A 12,257-nucleotide genomic window follows, 5' to 3' on the forward strand; every position below is an offset into this window, starting at 1 on the left:
CGACTGGCATTCTGGAGCCGCTGACCGCAAAATTGCGCGACCCCTGAACATCAGGCCCGCCAGAGACTGGGGAACCTAAATTTGTTCGCTGAAAGTTCTTCCTTAGCGTGGTTCTACGAAGAAACCTTCCGATGGGGCCAGAGAGGCGCTGTCTGTGGAAACCACAGCCCACGCGGTGCTGAAGGCCGCGCTGCACAATCAGATGTATGTGAAAGAGGCTGATTGAGCGCGATTGCGTGTCAGAATCTGTCCTTGGTACTATCGCTCCGGACCAATCGTTAAAATTTTCTGCATTTTTGGCGCGAGTATGGAATTCTTTACTTCCCTCAAATTTGAATAGTATGCATACTTAATATGTTCCGTGAGTGGGGCTTTGGCCTGGGACAAACGGGGGAAGATCCTTAGTATTGCAAGGCAATCTCTTCTGTCCGGTGGCAACGTGTATTGGTCAGCGTATGTGCCGGAATTATTTTCAGGACCCGTGGCGACAGGCTTCGGGTCCTTTTCATTTGATCCAGCACGTTTTGTATGATGGCCCGTTTTGTGTCTCCCGTCTTGTTTTGGCGCGAGCCTGGCGCAGGCTGATCAAACCTTATGCCGCTGCTAAAATCCAACATTGCGCAAACACCCGACACCAAAATCTAACGCGTCGCGGGCAATACAACGAAAAAGACCGGCAGCCTTGTCAGCCACCGGTCCTTAGAAATCTTAGATGTCAGAGGGGTTTAGCCCTGAGCAGCCTTGGCCACTTCTGCTGCGAAGTCTTCTTTTTCGACTTCGATGCCTTCGCCCACTTCCAGACGGACAAAACCGGTGATGGTCGCGCCAGCTTCTTTGGCAGCGGCTTCAACGGTCAAGTCTGGGTTCACAACGAACTGCTGGTTCAGCAGGGTGGATTCAGCGACAAACTTCTTCATGCGGCCTTCGATCATCTTTTCGATGACCTGCTCCGGCTTGCCGGATTCGCGCGCGATGTCCATCTGGACCTGCTTTTCCTTCTCAACAACAGCTGCGTCGAGATCGGATTCGGACAGAGCGGCGGGGTTCACAGCTGCAATGTGCATTGCAACCTGCTTGCCGATCGCTTCGTCGCCGCCGTCCATGGCAACCAGAACGCCGATTTTGCCCATGCCAGCGGTCGCTGCGTTGTGGACGTAGGACACAACGGTCTGACCTTCCAGGGACGCCATGCGACGCAGGGACATGTTTTCGCCGATGGTGGCGATTTTGTCGGTGATTGTGGCTTCAACGGACTTGCCGCCCAGGTCAGCCGCTTTCAGCGCGTCAACATCCGCCGCGTTCAACGCTGCTTTGGCCACGCCAGACACCATCTCCTGGAAGTCTGCGTTTTTCGCAACGAAGTCGGTTTCGGAGTTCACTTCGACAGCCACACCTTTGCCGCCTTCGACGACAACGGCAACCAGGCCCTCTGCCGCGGTACGGCCAGATTTTTTGGCCGCTTTGGCCAGACCTTTGGTGCGCAGCCAATCAACCGCTGCTTCCATGTCGCCATCGTTTTCGACGAGCGCTTTTTTCGCGTCCATCATGCCTGCGCCAGTGGATTCGCGCAGTTCTTTCACCATTGCTGCTTTGATTGCCATTTTGGCTCTCCTCAAATCAGATTGGGGGGTGGGCAGGTTTTACCCCGCCCATCATGTCAACTCGTTGACACCAAGATTAAGCGTCAGCAGCCTCGGCGACGGCTTCTTCTTCTGGGGCATCTTCCAGCGCACCAAGATCAACACCAGCAGCACCCAGCTGTGCGGACATACCGTCCAGTGCAGCGCGTGCAACCAGGTCACAGTACAGCGAGATCGCGCGCGCGGCGTCGTCGTTGCCTGGGATGATGTAGTCAACGCCATCAGGGGAGCAGTTGGTATCGACAACAGCCACAACTGGAATGCCCAGTTTGTTGGCTTCTGCGATTGCCAGCGCTTCTTTTTTCACGTCGATGACGAACAGCAGATCAGGAACACCGCCCATTTCGCGGATGCCGCCCAGAGACGCCTGCAGCTTCTGCTGGTCGCGCTCCATGCCCAGACGCTCTTTCTTGGTCAGGCCTTCTGCGCCGGTCGCCATACGCTCGTCGATTTCTTTCAGACGGTTGATGGACTGGGACACGGTTTTCCAGTTGGTCAGCGTGCCGCCGAGCCAACGGTGGTTCATGAAGTACTGAGCAGATTTCTCTGCAGCGTCTGCGATAGGCTGAGCGGCCTGACGCTTGGTGCCGACGAACAGAACGCGGCCACCTTTTGCGACGGTGTCACGCACTGCGTTCAGTGCAGCGTCCAGCATGGGAACGGTCTGGGTCAGGTCCAGAATGTGGATGCCGTTGCGCGCGCCATAGATGAACGGCGACATGCGTGGGTTCCAACGCTGTGTCTGGTGACCAAAGTGAACGCCTGCTTCCAGCAGTTGGCGCATGGAGAACTCGGGAAGAGCCATGTATCTTTTCCTTTTCCGGTTTCGTGCCTTGGCGGGGGTCTCAGAGCGACTGCTCCAACCGGCGGTCTGTCGGGGATGTCTCCCCCGAACAGGCCAATCCCCACCTGCGGATTGAATGGCGCGCGTATATGACAGGTTGCATCGCGAGGCAAGACCAAAAGGCGCACTGTCGGTCAGATCATCAATTGATCCGATGATAACCCGGTTAGACCGCGTCTTCGCGTCCAACTCTGGCCTTCAGATCATAGCCCTGCAGATCGCGGTGCCCGTCCCGCACAGCGACCTCACAGGCCCGCGCCAGCGATTTACGATCCGGGAAATCGGCCACCCGCAAAGGCGTGTGATAGCGCAACGTGACTGCCCCCTGTCGCGCACCCGCCAAGGTTTGCAGGAAATGGCTGCCAAAATCCATGTCGCCCCACCACCCATAGAAACGCGGATCCGCACCCTTTGGCGGTGTGAACACCACCGACACCGGTTGGATCTGCATATGCTCTCGCAACTCAGGCGCAAAAAATGCCGCAAACAACGTGGTCTTGAACGCCAGCACCTGATGCCCGTCGGTGGAGGTGCCTTCCGGGAAAAACAGCAATTTATGGCCAGCCATCAGCCGGTCCTGAAAAATGCGGGTCTGCTGCTGCGCCTGCCGCGCATTGCGTTCGATAAACACCGTGCCTGTCGCTCGCGCCAGCCAGCCAATGCCGGGCCATTTCGCCACTTCTGCCTTGGAGACAAAGTAGATCCGTTGGCGCGCGTTGAGTGCGAAAATATCCAACCACGACGTGTGGTTGGCCACGACTGCCCCGGGTCCAACCATTTTTTCGCCGTCGTGGTGAAAGCCCATCCCCATGATACGAAACGCCGACCGACAGACGACTTGCGTGATCCAAGGCGTGATCGGACGGCGGATCCCGAACAACGGACGCTCGATCAACCGCAACAGCAACAGGAGGGCCAGCCCCCCGAACACCAACACCCCCAAACAGAGCCCTCGCACAAGGACGCGCACCCACCCCGCAGCGGAAATCGATGGTCGCGCCGGCGCATGATTGCTGTGCCAGGTGGTCATGAACGAACCCGCCCGGAGGTATAGAGTTTGCGGTGACGTTCGTTCATTCGCGCGATATCCAAAATCAGGCACACATCGGTTGTGTTAAATGCGTGATCAACAAACGCGCCATCACCGATGCATCCGCCCACCCGCAAGTAGGCTTTGATCAATGCGGGTGTTTCCAGCGTGGCGGCGCGGCGGTCCAGCTGATCTTTGGCAATCAAATCCATGGGTTGATAGGCGCGGGATTTCGGCCGCAAATGTGCCGGTGCCAAGTGGTTGTGCTGCAACATCGACAGCGGTTGCGCCAGCTTGGCGATATCTGTGCCATGAAAACTGGCGACGCCAAACAGCACTTCGATATCATGCCGCTCCACATGGGCTGCCAGCGCGGACCAGAGATGATACAGCGCTGTTCCACCGCGATAATCTGGATGAACACAGGACCTGCCCAGCTCCAACAGGGTCCGCCCCGAACCCAAGAGCGGCGCCAGGTCATATTCGCCCGCGCAGTAAAATCCGCCCGCAGCCTCGGCCTGTTGCGATGTCATGACCCGGTAAACGCCCACGACCTGTCCAGCATTGGCCTTGCCTGGTTCCGCTTTCTCAGCATCGGAAGTGGCCGGAGCGCGGGATTTGTCCAACAGCAGCAGATGATCGCAAAACGGATCAAAACGATCACGCTCCAGCCCGGCCTCGTGATCGACCATGTCACCCTGGCCGCCCAGCTCTTGCACAAACACCCGATACCGCAGCGCCTGCGCGGCGCGCAGATCGGCGGCGTCATGTGCCAATTTCACCTCAAAATCAGGAGATTGCCCGCCCATAAACAGCCCCAACACTGATTTTCCTTGCGAGCAGCTATCCCATGAGGCAGGGACTGCGCAAGGTTGCTTCAAATTGATAGCGCTTCGTTAACCGTTCATAAACGCTTATGACGGATCAAAGACAGGAATGAGGGCCACCTGAGCACTGTTGAAGACCACTTTTCCATGATCTGGAAAATTCACAGTGATCCGGCCTCCTGCATTGGATTGAACCTGCCCCTGCCCCCATTCCGGGTGCGTTGGGTGGGTTACAATCATGCCGGGGGCGAGGATCGCATTTAGGTCTGTCATGTGTCGGGCCCGTGTCGGAGGAATGTTATGTCTGTAGATAATGCTAATCTTGCGGCTTTGGTAGGGTCGCGCATCTGCCACGATCTGATCAGCCCGATTGGGGCCATCAACAATGGCCTGGAACTGCTTGGAATGTCAGGAGATATGTCAGGGCCAGAGCTTGATCTGATTTCTGACAGCGTGGCCAATGCAAATGCCAGAATCCGGTTTTTCCGCATCGCTTTTGGCGCCGCAAGCGACCAACAGATCAGCCGGTCTGAAGTCATGTCGGTCCTTGCAGACATGGAAAAAGGCGGGCGTCTGAAATTCCAATGGACCTTGCAGGACGGCTGTTCGCGCACCGAGGTCCGTTTGGCGTTCCTGGCCGCGCTCTGCCTTGAAACCAGCCTGCCTTATGGTGGCAATGTGCGCGTTCTGTGCGCCGATGGGAAATGGACCGTGATTGGTGAGGGCAGCAAGCTGAACATCGATGGCGATCTGTGGGCCCGTGTCAGCGGCGGCAGCTCCACCACTGCGGTGACGCCGGCGCTGGTTCAATTCGCAATGCTGCCAGAGGCCGCAAAGGCCGACAGTCGCACAGTACGGGTCGAACAAACCCTCGAGCGGGTCACCATACAGTTCTGAACAATAACAGTTCAAAAAATAAAGCGCCGCAAGGGTTTGCGGCGCTTTTTTTATCTCATCATTTGTTATGTGCGCGAGCGTGATCAGCTGCGCACTGTGCCGTTGCCCCGCACCAGATATTTGAAACTGGTCAGCTGCGCCGCCCCGACGGGGCCGCGTGCGTGCATTTTGCCCGTCGCAATGCCGATCTCCGCCCCCATGCCGAACTCACCGCCATCCGCAAACTGGGTGGAAGCGTTGTGCATCAGGATCGCGCTGTCGAGGTTGGAGAAGAATGCTGCAGCCGCGCTGTCATCCTCGGTGATGATGCAATCGGTGTGCTGGGAATGATGCTCGCGAATATGCGCTATAGCGTCATCAAGACTGTCCACCTGACGTGCGGCAATGATGGAATCCAGATATTCGCAACCCCAATCGGCTTCCGTCGCGGTGACCATATCATCGGGCCCGGGCAAGCCTGCCTCTGCACGGATTTCAACACCCGCCGCTGCCAAGGCTGACAGGACATCCACCCCAATGGTCGCAGCAATATCGCGGTGGATCAGCAAGCATTCTGCAGCACCACAGATCCCGGTGCGACGGGTCTTGGCGTTCAACACGATATCCAGCGCCTTTTGCGGATCTGCATCCTTGTCGAGGAAAATGTGAACAATCCCCTCCAAATGCGCAAAGACAGGCACACGCGCCTCGCGCTGCACCAGACCAACCAGGCCCTTGCCACCACGCGGCACGATCACATCAATCGACTCCGTCATCGTCAGCATGCATTGCACCGCAGCGCGATCGCGTGTGGGCACCAGTTGCACCGCATCTTCGGGCAGACCCGCTGCACGCAGCCCCTCAACCAGACAGCGATGGATCGCTTGGCTGGAATGGAAGCTTTCGGACCCCCCGCGCAGGATCACGGCATTGCCGGACTTCAGACACAGCGCGCCAGCATCTGCGGTGACATTTGGGCGGCTTTCATAGATCACACCAATCACCCCCAGCGGCGTACGCACCCGCTGGATATGAAGCCCTGTTGGCTGCGTCCAATCAGCCAGAACCTCGCCAACAGGATCATTCTGGCCCGCCACGGCACGCAGACCCGCTACGATCCCGCCAATCCGCTCTTCATCAAGGGCGAGGCGATCCATCATGGCAGGCGACAGCCCTTTGTTGCGACCAAACTCCAGATCCTTGGCGTTTTCCGCCATGATCTCGGCTCTGTTTTCCCACACCGCATCTGCGGCGGCCATCAGCGCTGTTTCTTTGCACGCGGCACTGGCCGTTGCGAGCTGCGCCGATGCGCGCTTTGCACGGATGCCGATGTCGGCCATCAAGGCGGAGATATTCTGTGCGTCTGTCATAGTCTGAAACCTTCGTTGGACCCGATTTGCCGCAAACCGCGGACAGGCTGGGACAGACCTATCATGTGAGCCCTCTAAAGCGCCATATCATCGCGGTGGATGACAGCCGCCCGTCCGGCATAGCCCAGGATTGCCTCGATCTCGCTCGATTGGCAGCCCATGATGGCAGTTGCTTCCTGCGATGTATATCGGCTGAGCCCCTGCCCCAATTTGCGTCCATCTGGGCTAAGGATGGCCAGCGGGTCACCGCGGCCGAAATCTCCTTCAACATTGCGGATCCCCGCCGGCAATAGGCTTTTGCCACTGGCCAAGGCCGCAGCCGCCCCAGCATCCACCGAGACAACGCCACGGGTTTTCATCGCGGCGATCCAGCGCTTGCGCGCCAGCTGTGGATCATCCAGCGCAGAAAACCAGGTTGATGGCGCGCCGTTTTCCAGCAATTTCAGAGGGTTATCGGGCGACCCTTCGGTGATCGCCATGGCGCAGCCCGCAGCGGTGGCCATTTTGGCAGCCATCAGTTTGGTGATCATGCCGCCTTTGGACAAGCCGGACACACCGTCGCCAGCCATGGCTTCAATCTCGGGGGTGATGTGTTCGATCCGGTCATAACGCCGTGCAGTCGGATCGAGCGCCGGGTTGGCGGTGTAAAACCCATCGACATCCGACAACAAGATCAGGGCATCTGCGCCCACTGTCACGGCCACTTGGGCCGCCAGCCGGTCATTGTCACCATAACGGATCTCATCGGTAGCGATGGTGTCATTTTCATTGACGATCGGCACCACGCCAAGCCCGATCAGCGTCTCCAATGTGGCGCGCGAATTCAGATAGCGGCGGCGGTTTTCGCTGTCCTCCAGCGTGACCAGAACCTGCGCTGTCGTGATCTGGTGGGGCGCCAGCACCTCTTCATAGGCGCGCGCCAGACGGATCTGACCGACGGCTGCAGCCGCCTGTGATTGCTCCAGAGGGAGATCCTGCGCCGCCAATCCCAAGGCCCCGCGCCCCAACGCGATGGAGCCAGAGGACACCAACACAACATCCTTGCCCTGTGCCTTCAGCCAGGCGACATCCTCCGCCAAAGCATGCAACCAACCCGCGCGCAAATCGCCAGAGGCGCGGTCCACCAACAGAGCGGATCCGATCTTGACGACAACCCGCTTCGCGTTGCTTAGGGCTGCCACGCGCTCTGCTCCTCTTGGGGCTTTTGGCGCAGCCGATCTTCGTCGATCTCGGTGCGCATCGCACGCAGAACCTCGTTCAACCCTTCGCGGCTGACCCCCGACATCAGCGCCACGGGTCCGCCAACGGCTGCCTCCAAGGCGGCCTTGGCCTCTGCGCGCTCCTCCTCATCCAAACTGTCGACCTTGTTCAGCGCGGTAATGCGTGGTTTCTGCGCCAGTTCCCCGCCATAGGCCTCAAGCTCGTTGATGATGGTTTGATAATCCTCGGCGATGGTTTCCGACGTCCCGTCCACCAGATGCAGCAGCACGGCGCAGCGTTCGACGTGGCCGAGGAACCGGTCGCCGATACCGCGGCCTTCGTGGGCGCCTGCGATCAGACCGGGAATATCGGCCACCACAAACTCCACGCCATCAATGCCCACCACGCCGAGGTTTGGGTGCAGCGTGGTAAACGGATAATCTGCGATTTTGGGACGGGCATTGGAGGTGGCCGACAGAAACGTCGATTTGCCAGCGTTCGGCAACCCCAAAAGCCCGACATCCGCGATCAGCTTCAGACGCAACCAGATTGTGCGTTCAATGCCGTCCTGACCGGAGTTGGCCCGTCGCGGCGCCTGGTTGGTGGCGCTTTTGAAGTGCAGGTTGCCAAATCCGCCATTGCCGCCTTTGGCGAGGAGAAACCGCTCTCCGACCTCTGTCAGGTCGGCCAATACCGTTTCCTGATCCTCATCCATGATCTCGGTGCCGACGGGCACGCGCAGGACGATATCATCCCCATCCTTGCCGGTGCGCTGACGGCCCATGCCCGATTGGCCATTTTTGGCAAAGAAATGCTGCTGGTAGCGGAAATCAATCAGCGTGTTCAGACCCTCGGTCACCTCGACCCAAACCGATCCACCACGGCCGCCGTCCCCGCCATCAGGGCCGCCATATTCCATGTATTTTTCACGGCGAAAGCTGACACAGCCGTTTCCGCCCGCGCCGGAGCGGATGTAGACTTTGGCCAGGTCCAGGAATTTCATATCAGATCCTTGCAGCAGTCCGCCGTAACTCACGACGGAAATAAGAGAGCGGCCCATGCAAGCCGGTTGGCACCGCTTAACCTAAACTGGGCGCTAGGCCAATCAGAGTTTTCGGCTGTAGGTCCAGGTCGGGACGGTCGCGTTGCGTGCCACAGAGAAGGTCTCCGCATCGCCGAGATATTCGAACCCACAATGGGTCAGCACCCGGGCCGAGGCCGGATTGTCCTGAAATGCCGTGGCAAACAGCGCGCTGCAGCCTTGCGGATTGGTGTCGACCAATGTCTGCAGCGCCGCCGAGGCAAGCCCGTTGTTCCAGAAGATCGGCGCAATCCAATAGCCAACCTCGCTCTGGTCCCGGTCCAGACGTTTAAGGCTGATGATGCCTTTCAGCTCTTCGCCGCCATCAGCCGTGCTGTCGATGGCCCAGACATCTTCCTCGCGAGAAGGCTCCATGGCGCGCGCGACAAAGGCCTCTATCGCGCCCGGCGGCAAGGGATGGGGAATGGCGCTGGTCATACGTGCGACGCGCTCGTCGCTGACATAATGCGCAATCAAGCCCTCGTCGGACTTGCGCAAGGGCCGCAGGACAAACCGCCCCGCGTCGATCACCGGCTGTTCCATGACATTCTCATCCAAACTCATGTCCTCGCTCCTCTCGAAGACGACTAACACCGCCCAACCCCGGGTGGTGCAAGCGCCACTCTTTAACACCTTACCGTTTACATTCGGTTAGGCACCTTGGTCGGCAGATATCGGCAGCCCTATCAGCGGCCCATGTCGGCAATACCAACCAAAACGAAAAAGGGACCGGCGTTTCCGCCGATCCCTGATTTTCATCCACCTTGCGGGTCGGCTTATTCAGCGGCCTCCGCCACTGGCAGAACCGATACAAATGTGCGGCCTTTCAGGCCTTTGTGGAATGTGACAGCGCCATCGGTGGTCGCAAAGATGGTGTGATCTTTGCCCAGACCAACGCCTTCGCCCGGCCAAAACTTGGTGCCGCGCTGACGAATGATGATGTTGCCTGCGATGGCCGCCTGGCCACCATACAGTTTCACGCCAAGGCGGCGACCCGCTGAGTCGCGACCGTTACGGGAGGAACCGCCAGCTTTTTTATGTGCCATTCTGTCTCTCCTTAGCCTTTAGCCAGTTCTTTGGCTTGCTCAACCCACTCGGGTTTCACTTTGATGCCTTCGATACCAGCAATGTCTGCGTCAGACAAGGCTGCGATCTGGGCGAAGGTGGTCAGACCAGCTTCTTCCAGCTTCTTGGCAGCAGCCGGGCCAACACCGTTCAGGTCGGTCAGCTTGTCGGCAGCGGCAGCTGGTGCGGCTTTGGCTGCAGGAGCAGCTTTGCCAGCAGCAGGTGCTGCGCCTTGGCCGGATGCGGATTTCACACCGGATTTATCTGCACCGGAGGCGAGGATCTCGGTGATCTTCACCAGGGTCAGCTTCTGACGATGGCCCTTGGTGCGCTTGGAGGAGTGCTTACGACGGCGCTTCACAAAGTGAATGACCTTCTCGCCCTTGATCTGGTCGACGACTTCGGCCTGAACCGCAGCACCGTCCACGAAAGGCGCACCCACGACCGGTGCATCACCACCGAGCATCAGAACGTCGTTGAACTGGATTGTTTCGCCAGCATCAGCAGCCAGTTTTTCAACACGCAGCAAATCGCCGGGTTGAACTTTGTACTGCTTGCCGCCGGTTTTGAGGACCGCAAACATATGCGTCTTTCCTTTTCTACCCGCGTCCTACGGTCCCATCCGCACATCATGCATCCGGTGTTTTGGCCAAAGCCACCTCGAACAGCGCGCCCCTCTCGGGGCGTATGACAAATAAACCCCGGCGCGGGGAGTCCGGGCCGGGATGCGCGCTTATCCTGTGATTGTGTGGATAAGTCAATTGGTTTTTGCATGGCTTGTCAAACGAGCGCCACCAAATGCTATGACACCCAACTAGGCCCGCATCTGAACGTATGACTGGGCAGCCACCCAAGCCAGCTGGATCACAAATCCTGCGAGGGCTCCAATCCGCTCAACCGGTAGGCCAATTGCTCGAACCGGCTGGCCGTGATTTCATATTGAACAGCATTCAGCAGTTCATACACCCGCTGCATCAACGGGTGTTCCAACGCCGCAATATAAGTCTCCAGCTCAGCCTCGCTGAAGGCCTGATAGGTATAGGCAGAGGCCGCCATGTTGGCCGCCCGCATGGCCAGCCGCGTTTCGGCCTCTTGCTCTTTCATAAAGGCGCGTAACCCGTCTGCGTCCAATTGGAGGTCAACGACCCCCGCGGCACTCGCCGCCATCAGAAAACGGAACTGAATTTCCTGCAGGGCCTGCACCCCTGTGCCCGCGGCATCCACCGCATCCCCCATACGGCGGAACAGCTGCGGCCGCTTGGCACCTTCGGCCACAAGATCGGCGATGATGCGCTGCCCGGCCTCCTGTTTGGCCGCGTCATCGGCAACCCGGTGGGCGGCGTTCTCTGCCGCGACCAGACGCGCTCCCAAGGGGCTGGCGTAGAACTCCGCGGCGTAGGCAAGCGCCTGGTCGTCCAGCGTGCTTTCCAGGATCCCGATCGCCGTTTCGCGCATCTCCGCAAGATCAAACACCTCCTGCGCCAGGCTGGTCCAGGCAATGCCAAAATCACCCGCATCAATGCCCAGCATATCAGGCGCCAGCTCCGCCGATTGCGCGATACTGTCCAGCGCCACGTCAAACCCAGTTGTTTCCAGAAAATCGACCACACGCTCGCGCTCCGCCGCCTGAAGCGGCACGATCAACAGGGCAAGAGCGACAGTAAAGGCCAGGCAGCCGCGCAGCATATTGCGCAGTGGGGAAAGCATGTGTGTCATGGATCAAAAGGTAAGGGTTTTGATCCGTTAGACAATCAAAAAACACTTTTCCTCGCAAACCAGCGCATTCCCTCTTGCAAGGGTCTGCGTTCCCCAGTAAACGGCCTCCACCCCCCGCGGAGAGGTGCCGGAGTGGTCGAACGGGGCGGTCTCGAAAACCGTTGTCCCTTCACGGGGACCCAGGGTTCGAATCCCTGTCTCTCCGCCATTATTCCCATTCGACAAAGACGCCGCCGCCTCAGTCTCACGGCTGCACTTTGCTGCGCGCGGTTGGTTTTGCTAGGTTTCGGCCCTTCAGATCGGCGTGTTGTGCGCAGTTGTCCCAATCGTAAGCCCGGCCATCCCCCCCGCTTGTTTTCCGCCAAACGCAAAAACAACTGTGGCCGGAGCAACAGGGGTTGCGACCGGCCACAGTGAGATTGGAAACAGTGAGATTTGATACAGTAAGACTTGATGATGTCCGCCCGCTAGGTGTGAGCTTTCAACAGGTTGTCCATTCGATCCAGACCGAGTTGGTTGGAGTTACCAAGCACCAACCCTATTCGGAGGGATCGAATGAACATTCACAGCAATGCCAGACTGACACCTTTGGGTCGAGCGCGATTGGT

The 12,257-nt window shown here is 58.7% G+C and carries 14 protein-coding genes, 1 tRNA gene and 1 pseudogene; 4 read left to right on the plus strand and 12 right to left on the minus strand.

The window, feature by feature from the left end; all coding sequences use genetic code 11:
- Positions 1-136: 136 nt before the first annotated feature.
- Positions 137-226, plus strand: a pseudogene (locus tag Q0C28_RS13020) (LuxR family transcriptional regulator); the annotation flags it as partial.
- Between the two features lie 499 nt (positions 227-725).
- Here Q0C28_RS13020 and tsf read toward each other — a convergent pair.
- The 5 genes from tsf to Q0C28_RS13045 form a co-directional block, all read right to left on the minus strand.
- A complete protein-coding gene (gene tsf / locus Q0C28_RS13025; RefSeq protein ID WP_293576473.1) occupies positions 726-1,601 on the minus strand; it encodes a translation elongation factor Ts in 876 nt (291 codons plus the stop codon).
- A 76-nt stretch (positions 1,602-1,677) separates the two neighbouring features.
- Positions 1,678-2,445 carry a 30S ribosomal protein S2 gene (rpsB, locus tag Q0C28_RS13030; protein ID WP_293576474.1) on the minus strand — a complete coding sequence of 256 codons (768 nt, stop codon included), beginning with the start codon at positions 2,443-2,445 and terminating at the stop codon, positions 1,678-1,680.
- Between the two features lie 205 nt (positions 2,446-2,650).
- On the minus strand, positions 2,651-3,514 hold the full coding sequence (locus Q0C28_RS13035; protein WP_293576475.1) for a 1-acyl-sn-glycerol-3-phosphate acyltransferase: 864 nt from the start codon (positions 3,512-3,514) through the stop codon (positions 2,651-2,653).
- Positions 3,511-4,323: a GNAT family N-acyltransferase gene (locus Q0C28_RS13040; protein ID WP_293576490.1), complete on the minus strand. Its 813-nt coding sequence runs from the start codon at positions 4,321-4,323 to the stop codon at positions 3,511-3,513. The genes Q0C28_RS13035 and Q0C28_RS13040 overlap by 4 nt, the downstream gene beginning before the upstream one ends.
- A gap of 105 nt (positions 4,324-4,428) precedes the next feature.
- On the minus strand, positions 4,429-4,614 hold the full coding sequence (locus Q0C28_RS13045) for a DUF3553 domain-containing protein (protein WP_293576476.1): 186 nt from the start codon (positions 4,612-4,614) through the stop codon (positions 4,429-4,431).
- A 27-nt stretch (positions 4,615-4,641) separates the two neighbouring features.
- On the opposite strand from Q0C28_RS13045, the gene Q0C28_RS13050 reads away from it, so the two are divergent.
- Positions 4,642-5,238 (plus strand): histidine phosphotransferase family protein, encoded by a 597-nt coding sequence (locus Q0C28_RS13050; RefSeq protein WP_293576478.1) that lies wholly within the window; start codon positions 4,642-4,644, stop codon positions 5,236-5,238.
- A gap of 83 nt (positions 5,239-5,321) precedes the next feature.
- Here Q0C28_RS13050 and Q0C28_RS13055 read toward each other — a convergent pair whose 3' ends face one another.
- The 7 genes from Q0C28_RS13055 to Q0C28_RS13085 form a co-directional block, all read right to left on the minus strand.
- Positions 5,322-6,587, minus strand: a complete 1,266-nt coding sequence (locus tag Q0C28_RS13055) for a glutamate-5-semialdehyde dehydrogenase (protein WP_293576480.1) — start codon at positions 6,585-6,587, stop codon at positions 5,322-5,324.
- A gap of 74 nt (positions 6,588-6,661) precedes the next feature.
- Entirely contained in the window at positions 6,662-7,768 is a 1,107-nt protein-coding gene (gene proB, locus Q0C28_RS13060; RefSeq protein ID WP_293576482.1) for a glutamate 5-kinase, read from the minus strand.
- Positions 7,756-8,790 carry a GTPase ObgE gene (gene obgE, locus Q0C28_RS13065; protein ID WP_293576484.1) on the minus strand — a complete coding sequence of 345 codons (1,035 nt, stop codon included), beginning with the start codon at positions 8,788-8,790 and terminating at the stop codon, positions 7,756-7,758. The genes proB and obgE overlap by 13 nt, the downstream gene beginning before the upstream one ends.
- Before the next feature lie 102 nt (positions 8,791-8,892).
- Positions 8,893-9,432 carry a GNAT family N-acetyltransferase gene (locus Q0C28_RS13070; protein ID WP_293576486.1) on the minus strand — a complete coding sequence of 180 codons (540 nt, stop codon included), beginning with the start codon at positions 9,430-9,432 and terminating at the stop codon, positions 8,893-8,895.
- Positions 9,433-9,644: 212 nt separating this feature from the next.
- Positions 9,645-9,914: a 50S ribosomal protein L27 gene (gene rpmA / locus Q0C28_RS13075; RefSeq protein ID WP_008561540.1), complete on the minus strand. Its 270-nt coding sequence runs from the start codon at positions 9,912-9,914 to the stop codon at positions 9,645-9,647.
- Between the two features lie 11 nt (positions 9,915-9,925).
- Entirely contained in the window at positions 9,926-10,516 is a 591-nt protein-coding gene (locus Q0C28_RS13080; protein ID WP_293576488.1) for a 50S ribosomal protein L21, read from the minus strand.
- A 281-nt stretch (positions 10,517-10,797) separates the two neighbouring features.
- Complete coding sequence (locus Q0C28_RS13085) at positions 10,798-11,619, minus strand: DUF2059 domain-containing protein (RefSeq protein ID WP_293576491.1); 822 nt, start codon at positions 11,617-11,619, stop codon at positions 10,798-10,800.
- 148 nt (positions 11,620-11,767) lie between these two features.
- Here Q0C28_RS13085 and Q0C28_RS13090 point away from each other — a divergent pair.
- Positions 11,768-11,857: transfer RNA gene (locus Q0C28_RS13090), tRNA-Ser, on the plus strand.
- Positions 11,858-12,077: 220 nt separating this feature from the next.
- Positions 12,078-12,257, plus strand: a 180-nt coding sequence (locus Q0C28_RS13095) for a hypothetical protein (protein ID WP_293576489.1), incomplete at its 3' end; no start/stop codon positions are given.

The sequence above is a fragment of the Phaeobacter sp. genome (genome assembly GCF_022825805.1).
GTDB lineage: Bacteria > Pseudomonadota > Alphaproteobacteria > Rhodobacterales > Rhodobacteraceae > Phaeobacter.

Excerpts from the sequence above, each read along its gene's own strand:
- tsf (WP_293576473.1), bottom strand. The coding sequence starts at position 1,601 with ATGGCAATCAAAGCAGCAATGGTGAAAGAACTGCGCGAATCCACTGGC.
- rpsB (WP_293576474.1), bottom strand. The coding sequence starts at position 2,445 with ATGGCTCTTCCCGAGTTCTCCATGCGCCAACTGCTGGAAGCAGGCGTT.
- Q0C28_RS13035 (WP_293576475.1), bottom strand. The coding sequence starts at position 3,514 with ATGACCACCTGGCACAGCAATCATGCGCCGGCGCGACCATCGATTTCC.
- Q0C28_RS13040 (WP_293576490.1), bottom strand. The coding sequence starts at position 4,323 with ATGGGCGGGCAATCTCCTGATTTTGAGGTGAAATTGGCACATGACGCC.
- Q0C28_RS13045 (WP_293576476.1), bottom strand. The coding sequence starts at position 4,614 with ATGACAGACCTAAATGCGATCCTCGCCCCCGGCATGATTGTAACCCAC.
- Q0C28_RS13050 (WP_293576478.1), top strand. The coding sequence starts at position 4,642 with ATGTCTGTAGATAATGCTAATCTTGCGGCTTTGGTAGGGTCGCGCATC.
- Q0C28_RS13055 (WP_293576480.1), bottom strand. The coding sequence starts at position 6,587 with ATGACAGACGCACAGAATATCTCCGCCTTGATGGCCGACATCGGCATC.
- obgE (WP_293576484.1), bottom strand. The coding sequence starts at position 8,790 with ATGAAATTCCTGGACCTGGCCAAAGTCTACATCCGCTCCGGCGCGGGC.
- Q0C28_RS13070 (WP_293576486.1), bottom strand. The coding sequence starts at position 9,432 with ATGAGTTTGGATGAGAATGTCATGGAACAGCCGGTGATCGACGCGGGG.
- rpmA (WP_008561540.1), bottom strand. The coding sequence starts at position 9,914 with ATGGCACATAAAAAAGCTGGCGGTTCCTCCCGTAACGGTCGCGACTCA.
- Q0C28_RS13080 (WP_293576488.1), bottom strand. The coding sequence starts at position 10,516 with ATGTTTGCGGTCCTCAAAACCGGCGGCAAGCAGTACAAAGTTCAACCC.
- Q0C28_RS13085 (WP_293576491.1), bottom strand. The coding sequence starts at position 11,619 with ATGCTGCGCGGCTGCCTGGCCTTTACTGTCGCTCTTGCCCTGTTGATC.